Below are 21,235 nucleotides of genomic sequence, written 5' to 3'. Positions count from 1 at the left end.
TCCCGAACGCTAGTCGCGTCCGGGGCCTCGCGGTCGGCCGGATGCGGTCAGAGTTTCTCGACCGGGGCGAAGCGGAGGACCAGGCGTTTCACGCCGTACTCGCCGCCGAAGTCGACGCTGGCGGCGGCCTTGTCGCCGGCGCCGTCGACCGCGACGACCGTGCCGAGGCCGAAGGCGTCGTGGGTGACCTTGTCGCCCGGGGCCAGGGACGGGACGGCGCGGTTGCCCGGGCCGGAGGCCAGGCCGCGCGCGGCGGCGGCCGTCAGGGCCGACGGGCGGGACGGCCCCTTGCGCGCCCAGTCCACCAGGGTCGAGGGGATCTCGGCGAGGAACCGGGACGGCGGGTTCACCTGCGGCGAGCCCCACGCGCTGCGCATCGACGCGAGGCTCACGTACAGGCGCTGGCGCGCGCGCGTGATGCCGACGTAGGCCAGGCGGCGTTCCTCTTCCAGTTCCTTCGGGTTGCTCATCGCGCGCAGGTGCGGGAAGACGCCGTCCTCCATGCCGGTGAGGAACACGACGGGGAACTCCAGGCCCTTCGCGGTGTGCAGCGTCATCAGCGTGACGACGCCCTGCTCGCTCTCGGCGGGCCGCTCCCCCGGCGGGACGGGCGCGGACTTGGCGCCGCCCGGGATCGAGTCGGCGTCGGCGACCAGCGCGACCTGCTCCAGGAACTCGACCAGCCGTCCGGCGGGCTCGCCGTCCTCGACGCGCTCCTCGTACTCGCGCGCCACCGATTCGAGTTCGCGCAGGTTCTCGATGCGGGTCTCGTCCTGCGGGTCCTTGGAGTTGGACAGTTCTTCCAGGTAGCCGGACCGGGTGAGCACCGCGTCCACGATCTCGGCGGGCGTCCGGACGGGCACCAGCTCGCGCAGCCCGTCGATCAGCGCCACGAACTCGCGCACCGCGTTGATCGACCGCGTCGCCATGCCGGGGACGTCCTCGGGCAGCCGCAGCGCCTGCCAGAACGAGATCCGCTCGCGCGACGCGTGCGCCTCCACGCACGCCTCGGCGCGGTCGCCGATGCCGCGCTTGGGGACGTTGAGGATGCGCCGCAGGCTGACGGTGTCCTCGGGGTTGGCGAGGACGCGCAGGTAGGCCAGCAGGTCGCGGACCTCCTTGCGCTCGTAGAACCGGACGCCGCCGACGACCTTGTACGGCATCCCGACCCGGATGAAGATCTCCTCGAACACGCGCGACTGCGCGTTCGTCCGGTAGAACACCGCGACGTCGCCCGGACGCGCCGCGCCCGAGTCGGTCAGCCGGTCGACCTCCTGCGCGACGTGCGCGGCCTCGTCGTGCTCGTTGTCGGCGACATAGCCGACGATCCGGGCGCCCTCCCCCTGGTCGGACCAGAGCCGCTTGGGCTTGCGGTCGGCGTTGCGCTCGATGACCGCGTTCGCCGCCGACAGGATCGTCTGGGTGGAGCGGTAGTTCTGCTCCAGCAGGATCGTCCGCGCGTCGGTGTAGTCGCGCTCGAACTCCAGGATGTTGCGGATCGTCGCGCCCCGGAACGCGTAGATCGACTGGTCCGCGTCGCCGACGACGCACAGTTCGGCCGCGCCGAGGCCCTCCACCGGCGCGGTCAGCTCGCGGACCAGCTCGTACTGTGCGTGGTTGGTGTCCTGGTACTCGTCCACCATGACGTGCCGGAACCGGCGCCGGTAGTGCTCGGCGGCCTCGGGGAACACCTGGAGCAGGTTGACCGTCATCATGATCAGGTCGTCGAAGTCCATCGCGCCCGCCTGCTGGAGGCGCGCCTGGTACATCTCGTACGCCTCGGCGAGCGTCTGCTCCATGTGGGTGGACGCGCGGGCCTTGAACGTCTCGTAGTCGATCAGCTCGTTCTTCAGGTTCGAGACCTGGGCGCTGAACGACTTCGGCGGGTACCGCTTGGGGTCGAGGTCCAGCTCGCGGCAGACCAGGGCCATGAGCCGGGACGCGTCCGCCTGGTCGTAGATCGAGAAGCTCGTCGGGAACCCGAGCCGCTTGGCCTCGCGGCGCAGGATCCGCACGCACGCCGAGTGGAACGTCATGACCCACATCGCCCGCGAGCGGGGGCCGACCAGCGCGTCCACCCGCTCCTTCATCTCGGCCGCGGCCTTGTTGGTGAAGGTGATCGCGAGGATCTGGCCGGGGTGGACGTCGCGCTCGGCGAGCAGGTACGCGATGCGGTGGGTGAGCACGCGCGTCTTGCCCGACCCCGCGCCCGCGACGATGAGCAGCGGCGATCCGGCGTGCTCGACGGCCGCGCGCTGCTGCGGGTTGAGGCCGTCCAGCAGGGGATGAACTTCGGTCTTCGACATCGCCGTCGAGTCTACGGGCCGCCACCGACGGTTTCCGTCGCTCCGCGGTTCTGTCGGCGGCGCCTTCTAGGCTTACCGGGTGGCGAACGCACTGGACGACTCCGAGATCAGCCGGGCCCTCGTGGTGATGGCCCACCCCGACGACGTGGACTTCGGCGCCGCCGGCACGGTCGCGCGGTGGACGGCGCGCGGCATCGAGGTCGTGTACCTGCTCGTGACCGACGGCGACGCGGGCGGCTTCGACGACGACGTGCCGCGCGAGCGGATGGCCCCGCTCCGGCGGGCCGAGCAGGAGGCCGCGGCGGCGGTGGCGGGCGTGCGCGACGTCCGCTGGCTCGGCTACCCCGACGGACGGGTGGAGGCCACGCTCGCGCTGCGCCGCGACATCGCCCGCGTCATCCGCCAGGTCCGGCCCGACCGGGTGCTGACGTCCAGCCCCGACCGGGACTACACGCGCATTTCGCCCAGCCATCCCGACCACCGGGCCGTGGGCTCGGCGACGCTCGACGCCGTCTACCCCGACGCGCGCAACCCGTACGCGTTCCCCGAGCTGCTGGCCGAGGAGAACCTGGACGCGTGGACGGTCCGCGAGGTGTGGCTGAGCGCCGGCCCGTCCGCCGACCACCACGTGGACGTGACCGACGAGTTCGACACCAAGATCAAGGCGCTGCGGGCGCACGCCAGCCAGACCGAGCACATGGGCGACCGGCTCCCGGAGATGGTGCGCCAGTGGCTCACGGCGAACGCCCAACGCGCCGGGATGCCCGCCGGACGGCTCGCCGAAGCGTTCCTGGTGGTGCCGACGGCCTGACTCCGGCGCTGTATCGGGGCCCACAAACCGCTGACTCGCTTGTGGGCCGCCCCCGGACGTGGTTACGTCGGCTTCGTCCGCACCCCGGGAGCCGCCATGACGCTGACGTTCGAGACCTCCGCCGTGTCCACCGCGCCCGCCGCAGAGATCTTCAAGCACCTGGCCGTCGCGGCGGCGTGGAACTCCTGGGGACGGTTCCCGGCGAAGGTCCACCGGACGCGCGCGGGCGACGGGACCGGCAACGGCGTCGGCGCGGTGCGCAAGGTGCTGCTGGTGCGCGAACGGGTGGTGACGTTCGACCCGCCGTCCCACTACGGATATGTGGCGCTGGCGGGGCTTCCGCTACGCAACTACCGGTCGGACGTGTACCTGGAGCCGCGCGCGGGCAACACGCGGATCCGCTGGACGGCGGAGTTCGAGCCCAAGCTGCCGGGGACGGGCCCGGTCGCCCAGCTCGTGGTGGACCGGATGCTGACGTCGTTCGTCCGGCGGCTCGCGCGACACGTCGAGCACTGCCCGGCGAACTGCCCGGCGCGCGATCCCGAAGCAATCTGATCGGAATAGCCGACTAGGCGCGGGCGTTGGCGCGGCCATGAGCATTGGTGTCGTGCTGTATCCGCCCGAGTCCGGCAACGCCGTGGACGGCGTCGTCGCACATGCCCGCGAGGCCCGGGACGCCGGGCTGCGCTCCGTCTGGTGGGGCCAGCGGTTCGACTACGACGGGATCGGACTGGCCACCGTCGTCGGCCGCGAGGTCCCGGACGTGCGCGTCGGAACGTCCGCCGTCCCCATCTTCGGGCGCCATCCGCTCCTGGTGAACGCCCAGGCCCAGACCGCGCAGGCCGCGACCGGCGGACGGTTCCAGCTGGGGCTCGCGCTCGGCGCGCCCGGGATCGTGGAGCCCGCGTTCGGCCTGAAGCACGAGCGGCCGGCGCTGCGGCTGCGCGAGTTCCTGACCGTCCTGCGGACGCTGGCCGACACCGGGACGGTCGACTTCGCGGGCGAGACGATCACCGCGCGGGCCGTCCGGCCGGTCCCGCTGCCGGGCGCGGACCCGGCGCCGCTGCTGGTCGCGGCGCTCGGCCCGCACGCGCTGCGCGCCACCGGAGAGCTGGCGGACGGGACGCTCCCGTTCCTCGCCGGGCCGCGCGCGCTCGGCGAGCACATCGTCCCGGCGATCACAGCAGCGGCCGAGGCCGCCGGACGGCCCGCGCCCCGGATCGTCGCGTTCCTGCCGGGCGCGGTCGTCCCGGCGGCCGAGCTGGACGCCGCCCGTGCCAGGGCCGAGGAGCACTTCGCGTTCTACGACACGGTCCCGTCCTACCGGCGGGTCATCGCGCTCGAAGGCAAGGAGCGGGCGGCCGAGCTGGTCGCGCTCGGCGACGAGAAGACGCTGGCGGACGAGATCCGCCGCTACTTCGACGCGGGCGCCACCGAGGTCGTCGTGTCGCAGAGCGACCTGGCGGGCGACGCGGCCCGCCGCCGGACGTTCGCGCTGCTCGGCGAGCTGGCGGACCGGGTCTGAAGGCCGCGCCGGCATTCTCAGCGGCGGCGGGTGGCGCGGACGAGCAGCGCGCCCGTCGCCGCGACGGCCAGCGCCGTCAGGCCGTGGATGCCGAGGGCGGCGGCCGTCGACCCGTGGTTGCCGAGGACGGTGAGCATGTCGCCGAACGGGATCGCGGACATCGCCAGGAACGTCCAGCCGAGCGCGCGGTGCTCGCGGCGGGCCAGCAGCGTGAACGTGACGAGCCCGGACGCGAGGTCCCGGACGCCCTTCACCGTCAGGAACGCCGCCGCGTCGCCGTGCGGCCACGCGGGGAGCCCGAACGACGACGCGTTCGCCTCGGGCGCGATCAGGTAGGCGAGACCGATGTAGGTGATGAACCCGCCGAGGACGACGGCGAGCGCGGTGCCGAGGCGCGGCGGCGCGTCGTCGTGGCGGACGCGCCGGACGACGTTCGCGTACCGGCGGCGTCCGACCGTCTTCCACAGGAACCGCGCCGGGGCGGGCATGCCGCCGAGCATGAGGGCGCGTTCGTCGTCGTCGGCGTCCTCCAGCACCAGGCCGAGGAAGATCAGCGCCTGCAGCTTCGGCGTGTGCTCGATGAAGTGCTCGCCGGTCGACGCCCATTCCGCGTCCGTGAGGTGGCGTTCGGCGAGCGGGAGCAGGTGGCGTTCCTCGTCGTCCAGGTGCTCGACGAGGGCGGCGCGGTGGCGGGCGAGGGCGGCGACCAGCGCGTCGCGAGCCGGAGCGGACGCGCCGTCGCGCCAGGCCGCGGTGCGCGCGGCGACCTCGTCCAACGTCGCGGCGACATGCCGGTGCTGCTCCTCCATGCGCAGGACGATGTCGGCGTCCAGATCGACGCGGGCGAGCAGCGGCGGCCAGAACAGCTCGTCCTCGCCGGTGTGGTGGACGTGCAGACCCACCCGGTACTGGTCGAGGAAGTCGGCGAGCACACGGGCGCGGCGGACGTCGCCCGGCGCGACGGCGGCGATCAGCTCGCCGAGGATCCGCGTCTCGCGGCGGAACGCCCGGTGGACGATGATCATGGCGCGGCTGCCGGGGTGCCGGGTCGGGGCGGTGACGGTCATCGGGTTCTCCTTCGTGAGCGGCTTGGTGAGAAGGCTCGTCCGGACCGCTTGGAACCGGCTTGGGGCGCCACTTGGAACGCACTTGGCGCCGCCTACGATGACCCGCGATGGTCGTGCTCAGAGTGCTCGGGACGTTCGAGGCGGCGGTAGGCGGCGTGCCGGTGCCGCTCGGCGGCCCGCGCCAGCGCGCCGTGCTCGCGCTGCTCGTCGCGGCGCGCGGCGCGGTCGTCCCGGTGGACCGGCTGGTGGACGACCTGTGGCACGGCGAGCCCCCGGCCAAGGCCCTGGCGTCCCTCCAGGCGTACGTGTCGAACCTGCGGCGGCTGCTGGAACCGGACCGTCCGCCCCGCGCCCCGGCCCGCGTCCTGGTCAGCGCGCCCCCCGGCTACGCGCTGCGCCTGCCGGACGACGCCGTGGACGCCTGGCGCTTCGCGTCCCTGATCCGCGCCGCCCCGAACGCCGAGGACCCCCGCCCCCTGCTGGACGAGGCCCTGTCCCTCTGGCGCGGCCCCGCCTTCGCCGAAGCGGCCGACGAGCCCTGGGCCGCCCCGGAGGCCGCGCGCCTGGCGGACCTGCGCGCGACGGCGCGCGAACTGCGCGTCGCCGCCGCTCTGCGCGCCGGCGACACGACGGACGCCGTCGCCGAGGCCGCCCGCCTCACCGCCGACGAACCCCTGCGCGAGGAAGGCTGGCGCCTGCGCGCGCTGGCCCTGGACGCGTCCGGCCGCCGTGCCGACGCCCTCGCCGTCCTGCGCGAGTCCCGCCGCGTCCTCGCCGACGAACTGGGCCTGGACCCCGGCCCGGCCCTCGCCCGCCTGGAACGGGCCATCCTCACCGGCGCCACCGAGCCGCCCACCCCCACCGACACCGCGCGCAGCGTCGGCTTTGGCGGGATTGTCGGGCGGGACGTCGAGCTGGGCGCATTGCGGAACGCCGCTGGGGAGGCGCGCGGCGGGGCGTTGCGGGTCGCGCTCGTCTCGGGCGAGGCGGGGATCGGGAAGTCGGCGCTGCTCGGTGAACTGGCGCGGGAGCTGGCGGGGGCGGGGTGGCGCGTCGCGCTCGGCCGCTGCCCGGAGGACGCCGGGGCGCCGCCCGCGTGGGCGTGGGCGGAGGCGCTGCGGCAGGTCGCGGCGGACGTCCCGGCGCCGGGCGACGCGCTGGACCCGCTGCTGTCGGACGCGCCGCGTCCCGGACGGCCCGACCCGACGGCGCGCTTCCGGCTGCACCGGGCCGTGTGGGCGTGGCTGGGCGCGGCGGCGCGGGACCGTCCGCTCGCGCTGCTGCTGGACGACCTGCACTGGGCCGACCCCGCCACGCTCGCCCTGCTGGACGGCGCCGCGACCGCCCCCGACGCGCCGTTGCTGCTGGTCGGGGCGTTCCGGGCCGACGAGTCCGAACGCCTCACCGGGACGCTCGCCGCGCTGGCCCGCCGGTCCCCGCTGCGACTGCCGCTGCCCGGATTGTCCGTCGAGGCGGTCGCCGCGCTCGTCGCGGGCGAAGGCGGCGCGGACGACGCCACCGTCGCCGCCCTCGCCGAGCGCACCGGCGGCAACCCGTTCTACGTGCGCGAGAGCGTCCGGCTGCGCAACTCCGAGGGCGCGCTCGTCGCGCTGTCGGAGGTGCCCGAGGGCGTCCGGGACGTCCTGCGGCGGCGGCTGGCGCGGCTGCCGGAGGCGGCGGTCGCGGTGCTGCGGCTCGCGGCGGTGGCGGGCGGCGACGTCCGCGCCGACGTGCTGATCGAGGCGGCCGACGCCGGGGAGGACGCCGTCCTGGACGCCCTGGACGCCGGCATCCTCGCGGGCCTGCTCACCGAGCCCGCGCCGGGCCGGGTCGCCTTCGCGCACGCGCTCGTCCGCGACACGATGACCGCCGACCTCAGCGCGCTGCGGCGCGGCCGGATGCACGCGCGGCTCGGCGCGGCGCTGGAGCGGATCGAGCCGACCGACATCTCGTCGCTGGCGCGGCACTTCCGCGCGGCGGGGACGGCCGCGACCGCCGACCGCGCCGTCCGGTACGCGGTGCGGGCGGCGGAGCTGGCCGAGGACCGGTACGCGCACGAGACGGCCGTGGACCTGCTCAACGGCGCCCTGGACTCCCTCCCGGACGACGACCCGGCCGAGCGCGTCGCGCTGCTGTGCCGCCTGCTGCGCGCCCAGACCCGCGCGGGCGACCTGACGGCGGCGCGCGCGACGCGGGACCGGGCCGTCGCGCTCGCCGGGGACCGCGACGACCTGCTCGTCGCCGCCTTCACCGCGTGGACCGAGCCCACCCCGTGGCAGCGCCGCCCGTACGGGACGGTGGACGAGCAGTCGGTCACGACCCTGCGGCGCCTGCTCACCCGTCCGGCCGACGACGCGACGCGCGCCCGCCTGCTCACGGCCTACGCGGCGGAACTGATCGGCACCGGCGACGCGTCCGCGCGAACCGCCGCCGAGGAGGCCGTGACACTGGCCCGCCGCCTCGGCGATCCCGCACTGCGGGCGCTGACGCTGACGACGCTCGCGAGCGAGATCGTCCGCCCGCACTCCGGCCTCAACGCGATAGCCCGCGAACTGACCGATCTCGGCGCGGAACACGACCTCCCGGCCGTCCGCTGGTTCGGGACGTTCAGCCTCGCCCGCGCCGCCGCCCTGGCCGGCGACCCGGACACGACGGCCCGGCACACCGAAGAGGCCGCCGACCTGGCCGCCCGGTACGCCATGCCGGAGGCGACGACCGCGACCGGCACCGCGCTGGCCGCCCTGGACACCGCGGCGGGCCGGTTCGACGCCGCCGAACGCCGCTACGAACGCGTCGCCGACGAGATGCGCCGCCAGGGCTCCCTGCACGCGGGCTTCGAGTTCCTGGCCCGCGCGTCCCTGGCCGTCGCACGCGGCACGCTCCACGAACTGGCCGACGAGGCGGACGAAATATTCGCCGCGATAGGCCCCCTGTCAGCGAACATGCTGGCCGCGGCGCTGGCCGCCGCCGACCGCCCCGCCGAGGCCCGGACGATGCTCGCCGCCGCCCCGCCCATCGCCCCCGACTACCTCTTCACCTTCTTCGCGACCTTCCGCGCCCTGGCCGTGACCGCCCTGAACGACCGAGACGAAGCAGAACCCCTCTACGAAGCCCTGCTCCCCTTCCACGACTCGGCCCCCGCCGGCCTGGAGAGCATGTCGGTGGCACTCAGACCCGTCCCGCAGACCCTGGCCGAACTGGCCCGCCTCCTAGGCCGCCCCGACGAAGCCCACGTCCGCGCAGCCCGCGCCGTGGCGGACCGCTGGAACGCCCCGCACTGGCGCTAGACGAGGCGGCGGGCGGGCCGTCCGCCACGCGATGTCCGCGGCGTCCGCCGACGGCAGGACTTATGCTGGCCCGTGGCGTCACGTGGAAGGAGCCGACGGTGACGATGCCGCAGCCCGACCCGGAAGAACCGCGCATCGCCATGCCCGAACTCACCCTTCCCGCGTTGCGGCAGGCGGTCGCGACCGTGGTTCCGTCCCGGCTGCCCGAGTTCTTCGAGGACATGCAGACGGCTTTCGTGCGCGCGGGCGAAGAGGGGACCGTCCTCCCGATCCGCATGTTCTACCGGCAGTGGGGCGTCGTGGTGGAGATCGAGCGCCACCCCGCGACCGCTCGGCGCCTGCACCTCGCCGAGCGCGCGATGGACGACCCGGACGAGGAGATCCGCGCCCGCGCCGTCCGGGAGATCGGCGACATCGTGCGGAACGCCCATCGCGCCGTCGCCGATGGCTGACTGGCACTGGGAGGTCGATCCGGACGACCTGCTCGGCGATCTCCCCGCCGAGGCGATCCGCGAGGTCGAGAAGCTCGCCGGGGAACTGGCCGTGCGGGACTCCATGGTCTTCCTCGACGGCGCCGCGACGGCCGGTGCCACCCCGGGGCTCCGGACGGAAAGCCGCGGGAGCGTCATGCTCACCTATCTGACGGACGTGCGCGGTGAGCGGATCGTCGTCGTCCAGGTCGCCTGGTTCGGCTAGACGAGGCGGCGGGCGGCGGCCCAGCGGGACAGTTCGTGGCGGTTGGAGAGCTGGAGCTTGCGCAGGACGCTCGACACGTGCGTCTCGACCGTCTTCACCGAGATGAACAGCTCGCGCGCGATCTCCTTGTAGGCGTAGCCGCGCGCGATCAGCCGCAGGACCTCGCGCTCGCGCTGGGTGATCTGGTCGAGTTCGGGGTCGGCGGGCGGGGCGGCGGTGGCGGCGAACGCGTCCAGGACGAACCCGGCGAGCCGGGGCGAGAAGACCGCGTCGCCGTCGGCCACGCGGGCGATCGCGTCGGTCAGCTCGGGGCCGGAGATCGTCTTGGTGACGTAGCCGCGCGCGCCGCCGCGCACGACGCCGATGACGTCCTCGGCGGCGTCCGACACCGACAGCGCGAGGAACCGCGACGGCACCGCGCCGTGCAGCCGCCGCAGCACCTCGATGCCCCCGCCGCCGGGCAGGTGGACGTCCAGCAGCACGACGTCCGGCGTCGCCGCCCTGATGACGGCGACGGCCTCGTCCACGTCGCCCGCCTCGCCGACGATCTCGACGGACGGCCCCAGCTCGGCCTTCACGCCCGTCCGGAACATCTGGTGGTCATCGACCAGCACGACGCGGTTCATGATCTCCTGATCTCCAGCCTGACCTCGGTGCCCTCGCCCGGCGCGGTGCGGACGGCGGCCGTCCCGCCGTTCCGTTCCATACGTCCGATGATGGACCCTCGCACGCCCATCCGGTCGCCGGGGATCGCGTCCAGGTCGAAGCCCTTGCCCCGGTCCCGGACGAAGATGCTGACCGCGTCCCCCTCGACCTCGGCGAACACCGACACCGGCGCCGCGCCCGAGTACTTGGCCGCGTTCACCATCGCCTCCCGCGCCGCCTGGAGCATCGCGCCGAGCCGTTCGTCCAGGGCCGCGTCCCCGACGACGACGATCTCGATCGGGACGCCGTGCAGGTCCTCGACCTCCCCGGCCGTCTCGCGGATCGCGGCGGCGAACATGCGGCCCGCGTCCGAGCGCGGCTGGTAGAGCCAGGTCCGCAGCGTCCGCTCCTGGGAGCGCGCGAGGCGCTGCACCTCGCGCGGGTCGGACGCGTTGCGCTGGATCAGCGTCAGCGTGTGCAGCACCGAGTCGTGGATGTGCGCGGCCAGTTCGGCGCGCTCCTGGGACCGGACGCGCTCCTGCCGTTCGGCGTCCAGGTCCTGCCAGAGCCGCACGACCCACGGCGTCGCGATCACCGACACCCCGGCCAGGATGATCAGCGTGGCGATGACGACGTACCGGGCCTGGCCCGCGTCCACCTGCCGCGCGACGAACCCGGCGACGCCGCCGACGACGAGCAGCAGCCCGACGATGCTGCGCAGCCACATCCGCCGCAGCGGCAGCACCCAGCGTTTGCGCTGGTCCCGGTCGGCCTGCTGCCACAGGATCGCCGCGCCGACGCCGCCCGCGAGGAACGGCCACAGCGCGGCCTGCGCGAGGTTCGTCCCGAACGTCAGCGTGGACAGCCCGACCGTGACGGCCGCGTAGGCGAGGAGCTGGCCCCAGTCGCGTCCGCCGATCCGCGCGGGCTCGGCCGTGTCGCGCGGGACGAGCAGCCAGAACGCCCCGTACGCCGCGACGCCGAGCCCGCCGCCGACGGTGAGCAGCACGAAGGCGACCCGGACGATCGCCACGTCCACGCCGAGATGATCGGCGAGGCCGCGCGCCGCCCCGGCCAGCAGGCGGCCGTCGGACCGCCGCTTCAGCTCCCCCATGCCGTCGATCGTCACACGCGCGCACGTGCGGGCGCATCAGGGGGCGTCCCTGATGCTGTCCCCAGGGTCCGCTCAGGGGTGTACCCGATACCGCGCGGGCGGGCCGCCCGTCACGATGGATGCATGGACGAAGCGATCCCCCGGCTGGTGCGGACCGACCAGGGCCGCGTGCTCGCCGGCGTGTGCTCCGGGCTCGGCGCCCGGACGGGCCTGGACCCCGTCGTGTACCGGGTCGGGTTCGGGCTGCTGACCGTCGCGCACGGCGAGGGCGTGCTGCTGTACATCGCGGCGGCGCTGCTCATGCCGTCCGCGCCGGACGTGACCGCGCCCGCCGAGCGGCTGCTGCGGCGCCGGTTCGACGCGACGACCGTCCTCGCGATCCTCGGCGCGCTGTGGGGCGCGATCGTCGTGACCGGCGTGTTCGGGACGCGGTTCTCCACGAGCGCGATCTCGGTGGTGACGCTGTTCGGTCTGGCGCTGCTCGTCGCGCACGCCCGGGGCGTGGACCTGGCGGAACTGGCGCGGACGATGCCCGAGCGGCTGCGCGGCCACCCGATCGTCCCGGCCGCCGCCGCGCCCGTCGACCTCGGGAAGCGGCCCCCGGCGGACGGCGGGCTGCCGCCGGGGATGATCGACCTCGCGACGTACTCGTCCGGGCGGGAGCCGCTGCCGGACGAGCCGAAGCCCCCCGCCAAGCCCCGCTCGCCGCTCACCGCGACGACCGTGTGGACGGCGCTCGCCGCGGGCGCCGCGAGCCTCCTGTTCACCGGGGACCTCGCCGCGACGCGGGTCGTCCTCGTCGCGGGCGGCGTCGCGCTGGCCGTCGTCGCCGGGGGCCTGCTGCTCGGCGGCTGGTTCCGCGCGCGGGGCCTCGTCCTCGTGGGCGCGCTCCTCACCCTCACCCTTCTGACGGACGCGGTGATCATGCAGGCACCCAAGGGGATGCGGTTCGGCGACGTCGATTGGAGGCCCGCCACCGTGGCGAGCACGCAGCAGGGTTATCGCATGGCCGTCGGTTCGGGACGGCTGGACCTCACGTCGCTGCCCGTCCGCGCGGGCGAGCACGTGCAGATCAAGGCCGAGGTGCTGATGGGCGAGCTGAAGCTGACCGTCCCGCGCGGCGCGCGGGTGAACCTGTCGGCGTATCTGCTGGTCGGGGACCTGACGGTGGAGAGCCGCACGGTCAACGGGCCGCGCGTGGACGTCCGGCAGGTGCTCGAACCGGACGCGGCCGTGCGGAACCCGCCGGTGATCGACCTGCGCGTCCGGACGGGCCTCGGCGACGTGGAGGTGCACCGTGGCTGACCGGCGCTTCGACGCGGGCGCGGTCGTCGCCGGGCTGCTGTTCGGGGGCGCCGCCGCGTGCTTCCTCGTCCAGGGGATCACCGGGGACGCCGTGCTCGGGATCCGGACGCTCGTCGCGGCCGTGTTCTGCGGGCTCGGCGTGATCGGCGTGGTGCGGGCGGTGGGACGCGTCCGGCGCGTCAGACGGCCGCCGCGTGCAGGGTGACCGCGTAGGCCCGGGCCGGGTTGACGACGGCGCGGGTGCCCGGGCCGCCGTGGACGCGGACGCGGCTCGGCCGCAGCGGGCGCTCGGTGACGCCGTCGTCGGCGATGAACACCTCGGTCAGCTCGCCCGCGACGAGCACGCAGACCTGCTGGCCCTGCGCGGCGTGCGGGCCGGAGCGGTGGCCGGGCGGGCGGACGGTGATCCACGTCCGGACGCCGTCCCGCTCGTCCAGCGGGATGCGGACGGGCGCGGCGGCGTCGAACCGGACCCGGCCCCACCAGTCGGCGGGCCGGGACGCGAGGTCGAGCACGCGCGCGGCGAGCTGCCCGGCGGTGGCGGGCCTGGGGGCGAGCAGGCGGCCGTGGGGGTCGTCCTGGCCGCGCATGGTCAGATCGGGAACCATCGGTGGGTCCTTCGTGGGGTGCGCCGGAAGTGGGGCGGTGGCTGACTCTCGGGTCAGCGACAACACGAAGGACACAGCGCGCTGGCCGCGCGGCGGAGGGCCACGGGGCTGCGGAACGGCAGGCGCGCTGTCACGGGCACTAGGAGACACGGCGGCGCGGGGTGCTGTCAAACCGGAGCGTCCGTATCGTCCCAGTTCACGCCGTAAGTCATTGATCGTGGTCTGGCGGCGGGCCGGGGGACGGTCGTAGGGTCGCGAGGCAGGACCCCCGACGATAAGGACCGAAAGATGAAGCTCGACCACGAATTCACCGTGCCGGTACCGGTGGATCGGGCGTGGTCGGTGCTGCGGGACGTCACGGGCGTCGTGCCGTTCGTCCCCGGCGCGATCCTCGACGCGGTCGACGGCGACGTTCTCACCGGGCGGCTCCGCGTCAAGGCCGGGAGCATCACCGTCACCTATCGCGGCACGGCCCGGGTGACGGCGGCCGACGCCGTCGAGCGCACCGTCACCGTCGAGGCGGCCGGCCGCGAGGCGCGCGGCCCCGGGACGGTCGCCGCGACCCTCACCGCGCGCCTGCGCGGCACCGAGGGCGGGACGCTCGTCGCGCTGCACACCACGCTGACCGTCACGGGCCGGATCACCGAGGCGGGCTTCGAGACGCTGACGGGGGTGGGCGAGCGGCTCGTCGCCCGGTTCGCGCGCGCCCTCGCCGACGATCTGGCCGCGCGTCCCGGGCCGGAGCCCGTCCGGGTGCCGGTGGAGGAGATCACGCCGAAGACGATCAGCGAGACGCTGCCCGAGCCCGGCGTGCTGCCCCGTCCGCTGGTCCCCCGGCAGCGGTCGGCGGGCCTGGACGACGCGCCGCCGCGTCCGCTGCCCATGCTGCCCGAGCCCGTCCCGGCCGCCGTGGCGGCGCCGTCGATCGCCCGCCGCGCCGCCCCGGCCGCCGTCGCCGCGCTGCTCGCCGCGCTCGTGACGATCCACCTCGTCCGGCGCCGCCGCGCCTGACCCGCCCCGCGACCTCGCGCCGCCACGCCGGTGGCGTCACTTCGTCCGCCCGTCGCGCCCGCACCGGACGCGGCGCCGCCGTGGCCGCGCCGGTGACGATCCGCCTCGTCCGGCCGCGCCTATCCGGCGGGCTCGGGTCGGCGCGGCCGGGTGAGGAGCGCCGCCGTCACGACGAGCAGGACCGCGAGGACGCACCGGTACGCCACGTCGCCCGTGCTCTGCGGCGGGTAGACGAGCGCGTTGATCTCGCCCGGGACGACGTAGAACGCCCCGGCGACGGCGAAGCGCGGGCTGCGCGTCACCAGCGTCGCCCAGAGCCCGGCGAGCAGCAGGCCGCCCTCCAGGCCGACGCGCAGGAACGGGAACGTCACGTCCCAGCGGTCGGCGACCAGGCTCGCCGCCAGCTCGACGGCCGGGACCGCCGCCCACCACCACGACCGCGCGGGCAGGTTCTTGCGGTACAGCGCGGCGAGGACGACCGCGCCCGCCGCCAGCAGCCCGTACGGGATCAGCGACACCCAGTTCCAGTACTCGGGGCCGAGGTATCCGGCGAGGTCGGCCATCTTGTGGAAGCGCCCGTCGCCGGTGCCGTCCACGCCGACCATGCCGCGCGCCGTGGAGAACGCGACGGCGAGCGCGAGCGGGAGGGCGGCGAGCGTCCAGCCGCGCAGCAGGACGAGCAGGAGCGCCGCCGAGACGGCCGTCCACCAGGCGTTCTCCCGGTCGACGAGCGCGTACGCGAGGTTGACGGCGGCGAGGACGGTGAGGGCGAGGTGCAGGCCGTCCGCCCACCACGGCGCGGTGCGGCGGCGGACGCGCTCGGCCGCGCCCTCCCGCACCAGCGCGACGGACTCGCGCACCGAGGGCCGTCCGGACGGCGCGGCCTCGCCGAGGGCGTCCAGGATCTCCGCGCCGTACGCGGCCCGGTGCTCGCGCGGGTAGACGCGCAGCAGGAGCCGGTACCAGGTCTGCGCGGCGCTCATGCCTGCGCCGTCCGGAGGTTCGCGCGCCGGGTGACGATCCTGGCGGCCTGCTCCATCCGCGCGGCCTCGGCCGTCACGGCGCGGCGTCCGTCGTCGGTGAGCCGGTAGTAGCGGCGGGGACGGCCCTGGACCGTCTCCTCCCGGTCCACCGCGACCAGCCCGCCGCGCGCCATGCGGTCAAGCGCGCCGTAGAGGGTGCCGACGGCGAGCCTGACCCGTCCGCCGGACTGTTCACCGGCCCGTTTGATGATCCCGTATCCGTGCAGGGGTCCGTCGAGCAGCGCCGCCAGCACGAAGTAGGCGGGCTCGCTCATCGCAGCGTCAACCATACGTCGCACGATATATCAGCCCGCGAAGTATCGGGGTGGCCAAGACCGGTCAACGATCCCGCCAGCACCGGCGCCGCCGGACCGATCCCCGCCCCGACCTCGCGGTCCGCTGTCTCCCGTGCAGACGATCGAGAGCCGCCGCGTCGCACCCACGGCGGACGAGCACTGGTGGGCGCGGGCGCGGCGCAGTGTCCTGCTACGCGAGGTCGGTCGCCTGGGATCGCCCGGTGTGGCCCTGGACGTCGGCGCGGGCGACGGCGCCGCCTCCCGCGGCCTGATGTCCTTGGGCTGGGACGTGACGGCGATCGACGCGGACCCGTCCGCCGTGGCCCGCTGCCGCGCGACCGGGGTGGACGCCTACGAGGCCGACGCGCGCTGGCTGCCCCTGCCGTCCGACGCGTTCGACCTGGTCACCTGCTTCGAGACCCTGGCGCGCATCGACGAGGACGACCAGGCCGCGCATGAGCTGACCCGCGTCCTGCGCCCCGGCGGCACGGCTCTGATCACCGTCCCGCACGACATGACGCTCTGGTCCGCCCACGACCTGACGCTGGGCCGCGTCCGCCGCTACTCCCGCGACGCGGTGACGCTCCTGCTCACCGAGGCGGGCCTGACCGTGGACGCCCTGATCAACCTGAACACGCTGCTGCGTCCTTTGATCCGCCTGACCCGCCACCGCTCCGCGGGCTTCGAGCACACCCCGCGCCACCGCACGACGAACCGCGCGCTCGCCCTGACCCAGTACGCGGACCGCCACCTGCGGACGCTCCCCGGCACAGCGCTGTTAGTCCGGGCCCACCGCCCCGCCTGAGGTCAGGACCGGTGCAGACGTCCGACGATCTCCGCCGCGACGTCGTCGCTCAGCTCCTCGGCGACCCCGTCCGCCGCGGGCACGACGATCAGCATGTCCGCGATCCGTGCCCTGATCGCGGCGACATCACCGGGCGCGACGAGCCGGGCGTAGGCGCGGAGGTTGCGCGGAGACAGCGCGGCCGGGATGAGATCGGGCAGGAAACGACGGAGCATTGCGGCACCGCCGGCCGGAAAGCCGAACTCCGCGGCCAGCGGCACCATCGCGTCGTGCAGCGCCGCGAGGTCGACCGCGTCCTTGCGGAGAGCGTCGTTGAGCACCCGCCCGATCTCGTCGTGACCGAAGCGGTCGCGGACGAGATCGACGACGGTCCGGTGCGGCGTGGTCACCGGAATGCCCGCGACGACCGTGACGTCGTCCGCCGCGAGCCGCCCGACCCGAACGTCGACGCCGCGCGGCGCGGCCATGGCCTCCGGCGCGGTGAACGTCGTCCGCAGCACCGGCAGCGCGCCCAGCCCGTGGACGCGCGCGGCAGAGTGGTGCGACAGCACGGCGTCCTGAACCGGTTCCTGCGGACGCTCCCAGGAGAAGCGCTCGGGATCCAGCCTCAGCCACGCCGCATACGGATAGGCGTACATCAAGCTGGTACGACTGCTAGGAAGCTCAAAGACGTCGTCGTCAAGCTCCCGCAGAAGCTTCGCCGCACGAAGGCGCTCGACCACCGCGCCGTCGGCCCCCAGCCGGGCCGCCTGCCCCCGGGTGACCAGTCCCGACTGCCGCGCCGAAGCGATCAACAGTTCGTAGTAGAGCTTCTCCACCATCAACACTCCCGTTGGCCGCCGCCCAGGCTATCCAACGGCGGCTTATCCGCCTCCGCACCAAGTCCGCACCCAACACGGCACGGTGGCGCTCAGACCGCACTGCCGTGCTCGGCGACGGATGCGCGGAACCCCCGGCTCGCCGGGGCGTGCCGAGGGTTCTCGGGTGGACGTGCCTTACGCGCGGACGTCCTTGACGTGCGCAACGAGCGCGGCGAACGTCTCGGGGGCGAGGGTCAGGTGACCGGCGTCGGGCTGCTTTGAATCGCGGACGCCGATGTCGCGCGCGAGAGACGCGACTTCGACGCAGTCCGACTGGGCGCCCGTCCCACTGAAGCTGGACTTGCGCCACGTGAGGAATGTCATCCGAGTCCTTTCACTGCCTGCCGAGACCTGCGGGTTGCGGGTGGTGGATCCAGCGCTCAGTGGGCTCAGTCGGTGAGGTCGGTGCCGTCGTGGTGACGGACGGGGACGGGCTGTCGGGGGTTCAGGGCGTCGGTGACGCGGACGGCGAAGGCTTCGTCGGCGATCTTGGCGGCTTCGTGCTCGGTGACCCACCGGAAGGCTTGCGTCTCGTCGGATTCAGTGAGCGTCCCACCGATCTTCGTGCAGCGGAAGACGAGCGCGACGACGCCGAGCGTCATGTTCTTGTAGACGCCCGTCAACGCGACCGGCGCGACGTCCAGGCCGGTCTCTTCACGCACCTCGCGCAGCAGACCCGAAACGATGTCCTCGCCCGGTTCCAGGACACCGCCGGGCGCTTCCCACCGCCCGTTGTCACGCCGCTGGACCACCAACGCGCGGTCGCGGTCGTCCACCACGACCCCGGCGACACTGACGGAGTGCTTGCCGCCCTCGGACACCCGGCCTCCGACCCATCGCCTGCCCAGACGTGCGGGACTATCTCGCGGCACGTGCTGAGGTTCAAGGGGCCAGGGGTGGGCCGTCGGGGCTGGTGCCGGTCGGGGGCCAGGCGGCGGTGTCGTCGCGGCGCAGGCGGGAGACCTCTTCTACGCGGTCGCCGGGGATGACGACCTGGGTGACGTCGACGGCCTTCTCGTCCAGCGCGCTGTAGCTGGTGCGGACGATCTCCCAGACGGGTAGGTCGGCGGGAATCAGCAGGAGCTTGGTCTCTTGTGTGGTGGGCATGCGGACGCGGCGGCGTTCCAGCCATTCCAGCGGGCCGTGCCCGGCGGCCTCCACGGCGTCGATCCAAGCACCCGGGCCCGTGCCGTGGGGGTCAAGAACTTCGGGGACTTGTGCGGACACGCGTGGGTGGATCCACGTCGTTGAGATCTGGAAGGCCGGTTCACCCTCGGGGCCGGTGACGCGCAGGCGACGGACGGTCGGCTGACCCACCGGGACATTGAGCATGTGCGCCAGGCGAGGGTCCTCGATGGGTTCCTCGCCTGCCTGCGGCTCGATGTGGTGAGTCCAGCGCTCGTTGCCCATCGCCGCCGGAAAGGAGTAGCCGGCGGCGAACTCCTCGCCGTCGCGGACATGCCGGGTGTTGCGGCGCACCACATTCGTGCGCATCACGATGCGGCGATGCTTGGGGCGCACCACCGTGCCCCGGCGCGGTACCGACACGACGCGTCCGTCCTGGGCGAGCTTCCCGATCGCGCGGGCGACGACGTTCCGGCTGACGCCGTACGCGGCGGCGAGCTTCTCCATCGGCGGCAGAGTCTCGCCCTGTCCCCACTCACCGGCGTCGATGCGCTGGGAGAGATCGTCCGCGATCGCTTGATACCGCGATGACCCCACGTACCCAACCTCTCACAGATTGATTTGTTGAAGCATATTGACACGGCAGGAGCCTACCGGCAGCATGGGCCCCAGGATTTGTTGAAGCAAATCCTGGGCGTCGGTGCAGCCCGCCGGTGATCTACCCGCCACGAGCCAACCACACGATGAGGTCGGTTGCTCGCCGGTGACTGCACTACGCACGCAGCCGACGGAGCAGGAAGCGCGCCCGGACCGTCCGGGCACGACTTCCGGAAAGAGGCCAACGTGGTCCAATCGAAAGGTGTCGTCACGGCGGTTGAGATCGCCATTGTGATGTCCGTGGCGGGCATTGGTGTGATCACAGGTCTCATGACCTATCTGTCCATGCCGCTCGTCCGCCGCGTGGCGCGTGGTCGCCATCGGAGGACGCGATGAACAACCCCGAGAAACGTCCGCAGTTCGTGCGGATCGACCATCGCGAGCCGCTTCCCGGGTACCGCGAGCCCGAAGGGCGGTGGCTTCAGCCCTACATCACGCTCGACAGGACGTGGAAGTGCTGCCTGCGGCGTCCTTTGACGCACGAGCAGGAGCGGGCCGGGCTGCTCTACGTCGTCGTCGCGCTGGACCTTCCGCGACTCAAAGCGCTGATGGAGCACGAGGACGACAAGGCCGCGCGGTTGGCCGGGCGACCGGGTGACGACGGACCGGTCGGGGAGGGCGGTCCGCCGGAAGCGACCGCCCCGTAAGTCCCAACCGAACAGAAACCGAGACCGAGACCCGAGAACCGGAACCCAACACCATGACCAACAAGCCCGAAGAGCCCCAGCAGCAGCCGACCCTCTACACCCCGGCCGAAGTCGCGAACTTCTTCCGCGTCGACCCCAAGACCGTCACGCGGTGGGCGCGGACGGGGACGCTCAACCCCGTCACCCTGCCGTCCGGGCACCGGCGCTACCACGCCTCGGAAATCCACCGCCTCCTCCAGGTCGGCAACGCCCCCGACGCCGACGGCCTCCCGGCCGACGACGGCGCCGACGTCGCGGCGGCCTCCAACCCGCGCGCCAACGCCATCCTCAACGCGGTCATCCGCGACTACTTCGACGGCGACGCCACCGCTCTCATCAGGGCCGTCCGCGACGGGCTCGGCTGACCAGCACACGCGCAAGTGCCCGGCATCCTGAGGGGGATGCCGGGCTTCGCGCGTGAGGCGGTTTCCGTCGTGCGGTGAGCCTTCGCGCGTGGAGGACACCGCCTTTCCGTGGAAGCGCGTGGCGGCGGCCGGGGGCGGGGGTGCGGTGGGGGCATGGTTATCCGCCCTGGTCAGGGCGTCTGACCGGATAGTCATCCCGTGGCCGTCAACGCCAAATCACGATCAAGCTGGTGTTCTTTGTCGGACTGTGCTGCGCCGAGGGCGTTGGTTCGTTCCAGCGCTTTCACTTGGGTAGGGGCGCATGAGCACTGTCGAGATTCAGCGCGTCGCCGCCGCCGACGACGACCACTGGTGGTACCGGGAGCGCCGCGCGCTCCTCTCCCGTGAGGCGGGACGGCTCGTCGCCGGGCGCGCCCTGCACATCGGCGCGGCCCGCGACGCCCGCGTCCTCATCGACCAAGGCTGGGAGACCGTGGTCATCGGCACGTCCGGCGCGGACGTCGACGCCGCCCGGTGCGACGGCGTCGACGCCCGGCTCGGTGACCCCGAAGCCCTCCCGCTGGAGGACGGCGAGTTCGGCTTCGCGTCCGCGCTGGACGTCCTGCCGACCGCCGTCGACGACCGCGCCGTCGTCGCCGAGCTGGCCCGCGTCCTGCGGCCGGGCGGCGTCGCGTTCGTCACCGTCCCCAACGACGTCGGCCCGCGCCGGCCGGGACCGCGCGTGGCGACGCGCGCGGACGGCCGCTGGGCGCCGCTGGACCCGGCCAACCCGCTGCCGCGCCGCTACCGCCGCGCGTCCCTCGCCGAGCTGGCCGAGGGCGCGGGCCTCACGATCGACCGCGTCCGGTGCTGGAACGTCCTGCTCCGGCCCGCGCTGCGCCGCCACCGGGCACGCCTGCTGGACGGCACCACGCCCGACCTCTCGCCGCGCACCAACCGCGCGCTGCGCACCGTGTCGCTGGTCGAGCGCCGCCTGCCGCTCGGCGCCCTGCGCGGCGACTCCTTCCTGGTCCGCCTCCGCAAGCCGATGTAGCCCGCCGGTTC

23 protein-coding genes and 1 pseudogene are annotated in these 21,235 nt (G+C 74.0%); 13 read left to right on the top strand and 11 right to left on the bottom strand.

Annotated features, from left to right (window positions below; all coding sequences use genetic code 11):
• Positions 1 to 47 precede the first annotated feature (47 nt).
• Positions 48 to 2,306 carry a DNA helicase PcrA gene (gene pcrA, locus GQ466_RS01745; protein WP_202419924.1) on the bottom strand — a complete coding sequence of 753 codons (2,259 nt, stop codon included), beginning with the start codon at positions 2,304 to 2,306 and terminating at the stop codon, positions 48 to 50.
• 79 nt (positions 2,307 to 2,385) lie between these two features.
• Here pcrA and GQ466_RS01740 point away from each other — a divergent pair, with 79 nt between their 5' ends.
• From GQ466_RS01740 to GQ466_RS01730, 3 genes are all read left to right on the top strand, one after another.
• Positions 2,386 to 3,117: a PIG-L deacetylase family protein gene (locus GQ466_RS01740; RefSeq protein ID WP_337193272.1), complete on the top strand. Its 732-nt coding sequence runs from the start codon at positions 2,386 to 2,388 to the stop codon at positions 3,115 to 3,117.
• Between the two features lie 96 nt (positions 3,118 to 3,213).
• Positions 3,214 to 3,672 carry an SRPBCC family protein gene (locus tag GQ466_RS01735; RefSeq protein ID WP_161100997.1) on the top strand — a complete coding sequence of 153 codons (459 nt, stop codon included), beginning with the start codon at positions 3,214 to 3,216 and terminating at the stop codon, positions 3,670 to 3,672.
• Between the two features lie 37 nt (positions 3,673 to 3,709).
• Positions 3,710 to 4,642 carry a TIGR03564 family F420-dependent LLM class oxidoreductase gene (locus GQ466_RS01730; RefSeq protein WP_161100996.1) on the top strand — a complete coding sequence of 311 codons (933 nt, stop codon included), beginning with the start codon at positions 3,710 to 3,712 and terminating at the stop codon, positions 4,640 to 4,642.
• A gap of 17 nt (positions 4,643 to 4,659) precedes the next feature.
• Here the strand turns inward: GQ466_RS01730 and GQ466_RS01725 are convergent, their stop codons facing one another.
• Positions 4,660 to 5,709: a DUF4267 domain-containing protein gene (locus GQ466_RS01725; protein ID WP_237417568.1), complete on the bottom strand. Its 1,050-nt coding sequence runs from the start codon at positions 5,707 to 5,709 to the stop codon at positions 4,660 to 4,662.
• 107 nt (positions 5,710 to 5,816) lie between these two features.
• On the opposite strand from GQ466_RS01725, the gene GQ466_RS01720 reads away from it, so the two are divergent.
• The 3 genes from GQ466_RS01720 (at position 5,817) to GQ466_RS01710 (ending at position 9,692) form a co-directional block, all read left to right on the top strand.
• Positions 5,817 to 8,996 carry an ATP-binding protein gene (locus tag GQ466_RS01720; protein WP_161100995.1) on the top strand — a complete coding sequence of 1,060 codons (3,180 nt, stop codon included), beginning with the start codon at positions 5,817 to 5,819 and terminating at the stop codon, positions 8,994 to 8,996.
• A gap of 98 nt (positions 8,997 to 9,094) precedes the next feature.
• A complete protein-coding gene (locus GQ466_RS01715; RefSeq protein WP_161100994.1) occupies positions 9,095 to 9,448 on the top strand; it encodes a hypothetical protein in 354 nt (117 codons plus the stop codon).
• Entirely contained in the window at positions 9,441 to 9,692 is a 252-nt protein-coding gene (locus GQ466_RS01710) for a hypothetical protein (protein ID WP_161100993.1), read from the top strand. Before GQ466_RS01715 ends, GQ466_RS01710 begins: the two co-directional genes overlap by 8 nt.
• Here GQ466_RS01710 and GQ466_RS01705 read toward each other — a convergent pair.
• Together GQ466_RS01705 and GQ466_RS01700 are read right to left on the bottom strand one after the other, a co-directional pair.
• Positions 9,689 to 10,318 (bottom strand): LuxR C-terminal-related transcriptional regulator, encoded by a 630-nt coding sequence (locus GQ466_RS01705; protein WP_161100992.1) that lies wholly within the window; start codon positions 10,316 to 10,318, stop codon positions 9,689 to 9,691. The genes GQ466_RS01710 and GQ466_RS01705 overlap by 4 nt on opposite strands.
• Positions 10,315 to 11,451, bottom strand: coding sequence for an ATP-binding protein (locus tag GQ466_RS01700; RefSeq protein WP_202419923.1), 1,137 nt, complete (start codon positions 11,449 to 11,451; stop codon positions 10,315 to 10,317). The genes GQ466_RS01705 and GQ466_RS01700 overlap by 4 nt, the downstream gene beginning before the upstream one ends.
• Positions 11,452 to 11,574: 123 nt before the next feature.
• Between GQ466_RS01700 and GQ466_RS01695 the strand changes: the two genes are divergently transcribed.
• Together GQ466_RS01695 and GQ466_RS01690 are read left to right on the top strand one after the other, a co-directional pair.
• Positions 11,575 to 12,756, top strand: coding sequence for a PspC domain-containing protein (locus GQ466_RS01695; protein WP_161100991.1), 1,182 nt, complete (start codon positions 11,575 to 11,577; stop codon positions 12,754 to 12,756).
• Entirely contained in the window at positions 12,749 to 12,961 is a 213-nt protein-coding gene (locus GQ466_RS01690; RefSeq protein ID WP_161100990.1) for a hypothetical protein, read from the top strand. Before GQ466_RS01695 ends, GQ466_RS01690 begins: the two co-directional genes overlap by 8 nt.
• On the opposite strand, the gene GQ466_RS01685 is transcribed toward GQ466_RS01690, so the two are convergent.
• On the bottom strand, positions 12,936 to 13,364 hold the full coding sequence (locus GQ466_RS01685; RefSeq protein ID WP_161100989.1) for a cupin domain-containing protein: 429 nt from the start codon (positions 13,362 to 13,364) through the stop codon (positions 12,936 to 12,938). The genes GQ466_RS01690 and GQ466_RS01685 overlap by 26 nt on opposite strands.
• Positions 13,365 to 13,652: 288 nt before the next feature.
• Between GQ466_RS01685 and GQ466_RS01680 the strand changes: the two genes are divergently transcribed.
• Entirely contained in the window at positions 13,653 to 14,375 is a 723-nt protein-coding gene (locus GQ466_RS01680; protein ID WP_161100988.1) for an SRPBCC family protein, read from the top strand.
• A gap of 119 nt (positions 14,376 to 14,494) precedes the next feature.
• Here GQ466_RS01680 and GQ466_RS01675 read toward each other — a convergent pair whose 3' ends face one another.
• The gene (locus GQ466_RS01675) at positions 14,495 to 15,358 is read right to left on the bottom strand and encodes a hypothetical protein (RefSeq protein WP_161100987.1); all 864 of its coding nucleotides are present in this window, start codon (positions 15,356 to 15,358) and stop codon (positions 14,495 to 14,497) included.
• Entirely contained in the window at positions 15,355 to 15,687 is a 333-nt protein-coding gene (locus tag GQ466_RS01670; RefSeq protein WP_202419922.1) for a PadR family transcriptional regulator, read from the bottom strand. The genes GQ466_RS01675 and GQ466_RS01670 overlap by 4 nt, the downstream gene beginning before the upstream one ends.
• A gap of 118 nt (positions 15,688 to 15,805) precedes the next feature.
• Between GQ466_RS01670 and GQ466_RS01665 the strand changes: the two genes are divergently transcribed.
• Positions 15,806 to 16,498, top strand: a complete 693-nt coding sequence (locus tag GQ466_RS01665; protein WP_161100986.1) for a methyltransferase domain-containing protein — start codon at positions 15,806 to 15,808, stop codon at positions 16,496 to 16,498.
• Positions 16,499 to 16,500: 2 nt separating this feature from the next.
• Here GQ466_RS01665 and GQ466_RS01660 read toward each other — a convergent pair whose 3' ends face one another.
• From GQ466_RS01660 to GQ466_RS32575, 4 genes are all read right to left on the bottom strand, one after another.
• Positions 16,501 to 17,319, bottom strand: a complete 819-nt coding sequence (locus tag GQ466_RS01660) for a hypothetical protein (RefSeq protein WP_161100985.1) — start codon at positions 17,317 to 17,319, stop codon at positions 16,501 to 16,503.
• A 174-nt stretch (positions 17,320 to 17,493) separates the two neighbouring features.
• A complete protein-coding gene (locus tag GQ466_RS01655) occupies positions 17,494 to 17,682 on the bottom strand; it encodes a DUF397 domain-containing protein (RefSeq protein WP_161100984.1) in 189 nt (62 codons plus the stop codon).
• 65 nt (positions 17,683 to 17,747) lie between these two features.
• The gene (locus tag GQ466_RS01650; protein ID WP_161100983.1) at positions 17,748 to 18,179 is read right to left on the bottom strand and encodes an NUDIX domain-containing protein; all 432 of its coding nucleotides are present in this window, start codon (positions 18,177 to 18,179) and stop codon (positions 17,748 to 17,750) included.
• 61 nt (positions 18,180 to 18,240) lie between these two features.
• The gene (locus GQ466_RS32575) at positions 18,241 to 19,080 is read right to left on the bottom strand and encodes a GntR family transcriptional regulator (protein WP_161100982.1); all 840 of its coding nucleotides are present in this window, start codon (positions 19,078 to 19,080) and stop codon (positions 18,241 to 18,243) included.
• 392 nt (positions 19,081 to 19,472) lie between these two features.
• On the opposite strand from GQ466_RS32575, the gene GQ466_RS01640 reads away from it, so the two are divergent.
• The 3 genes and pseudogenes from GQ466_RS01640 (at position 19,473) to GQ466_RS01630 (ending at position 21,224) form a co-directional block, all read left to right on the top strand.
• Positions 19,473 to 19,787 (top strand): hypothetical protein, encoded by a 315-nt coding sequence (locus GQ466_RS01640; RefSeq protein ID WP_202419921.1) that lies wholly within the window; start codon positions 19,473 to 19,475, stop codon positions 19,785 to 19,787.
• A gap of 53 nt (positions 19,788 to 19,840) precedes the next feature.
• Positions 19,841 to 20,023: pseudogene (locus GQ466_RS31180) on the top strand (helix-turn-helix domain-containing protein); the annotation flags it as partial.
• A 469-nt stretch (positions 20,024 to 20,492) separates the two neighbouring features.
• Positions 20,493 to 21,224: a class I SAM-dependent methyltransferase gene (locus GQ466_RS01630; protein ID WP_161100980.1), complete on the top strand. Its 732-nt coding sequence runs from the start codon at positions 20,493 to 20,495 to the stop codon at positions 21,222 to 21,224.
• Positions 21,225 to 21,235: the final 11 nt, after the last annotated feature.

Source organism: Actinomadura rayongensis, assembly GCF_009831215.1.
Taxonomy (GTDB): Bacteria; Actinomycetota; Actinomycetes; order Streptosporangiales; family Streptosporangiaceae; genus Spirillospora; species Spirillospora rayongensis.
Note: the sequence above shows the minus strand (reverse complement) of the source record. Positions and strands in the feature narration are given on the sequence as shown.

Excerpts from the sequence above, each read along its gene's own strand:
- GQ466_RS01700 (WP_202419923.1), bottom strand. The coding sequence starts at position 11,451 with ATGGGGGAGCTGAAGCGGCGGTCCGACGGCCGCCTGCTGGCCGGGGCG.
- pcrA (WP_202419924.1), bottom strand. The coding sequence starts at position 2,306 with ATGTCGAAGACCGAAGTTCATCCCCTGCTGGACGGCCTCAACCCGCAG.
- GQ466_RS01670 (WP_202419922.1), bottom strand. The coding sequence starts at position 15,687 with ATGGTTGACGCTGCGATGAGCGAGCCCGCCTACTTCGTGCTGGCGGCG.
- GQ466_RS01730 (WP_161100996.1), top strand. The coding sequence starts at position 3,710 with ATGAGCATTGGTGTCGTGCTGTATCCGCCCGAGTCCGGCAACGCCGTG.
- GQ466_RS01685 (WP_161100989.1), bottom strand. The coding sequence starts at position 13,364 with ATGGTTCCCGATCTGACCATGCGCGGCCAGGACGACCCCCACGGCCGC.
- GQ466_RS01640 (WP_202419921.1), top strand. The coding sequence starts at position 19,473 with ATGAACAACCCCGAGAAACGTCCGCAGTTCGTGCGGATCGACCATCGC.
- GQ466_RS01725 (WP_237417568.1), bottom strand. The coding sequence starts at position 5,709 with ATGACCGTCACCGCCCCGACCCGGCACCCCGGCAGCCGCGCCATGATC.
- GQ466_RS01660 (WP_161100985.1), bottom strand. The coding sequence starts at position 17,319 with ATGGTGGAGAAGCTCTACTACGAACTGTTGATCGCTTCGGCGCGGCAG.
- GQ466_RS01630 (WP_161100980.1), top strand. The coding sequence starts at position 20,493 with ATGAGCACTGTCGAGATTCAGCGCGTCGCCGCCGCCGACGACGACCAC.
- GQ466_RS01705 (WP_161100992.1), bottom strand. The coding sequence starts at position 10,318 with ATGAACCGCGTCGTGCTGGTCGATGACCACCAGATGTTCCGGACGGGC.
- GQ466_RS01655 (WP_161100984.1), bottom strand. The coding sequence starts at position 17,682 with ATGACATTCCTCACGTGGCGCAAGTCCAGCTTCAGTGGGACGGGCGCC.
- GQ466_RS01675 (WP_161100987.1), bottom strand. The coding sequence starts at position 15,358 with ATGAGCGCCGCGCAGACCTGGTACCGGCTCCTGCTGCGCGTCTACCCG.
- GQ466_RS01680 (WP_161100988.1), top strand. The coding sequence starts at position 13,653 with ATGAAGCTCGACCACGAATTCACCGTGCCGGTACCGGTGGATCGGGCG.
- GQ466_RS01720 (WP_161100995.1), top strand. The coding sequence starts at position 5,817 with ATGGTCGTGCTCAGAGTGCTCGGGACGTTCGAGGCGGCGGTAGGCGGC.
- GQ466_RS01710 (WP_161100993.1), top strand. The coding sequence starts at position 9,441 with ATGGCTGACTGGCACTGGGAGGTCGATCCGGACGACCTGCTCGGCGAT.
- GQ466_RS01695 (WP_161100991.1), top strand. The coding sequence starts at position 11,575 with ATGGACGAAGCGATCCCCCGGCTGGTGCGGACCGACCAGGGCCGCGTG.
- GQ466_RS01735 (WP_161100997.1), top strand. The coding sequence starts at position 3,214 with ATGACGCTGACGTTCGAGACCTCCGCCGTGTCCACCGCGCCCGCCGCA.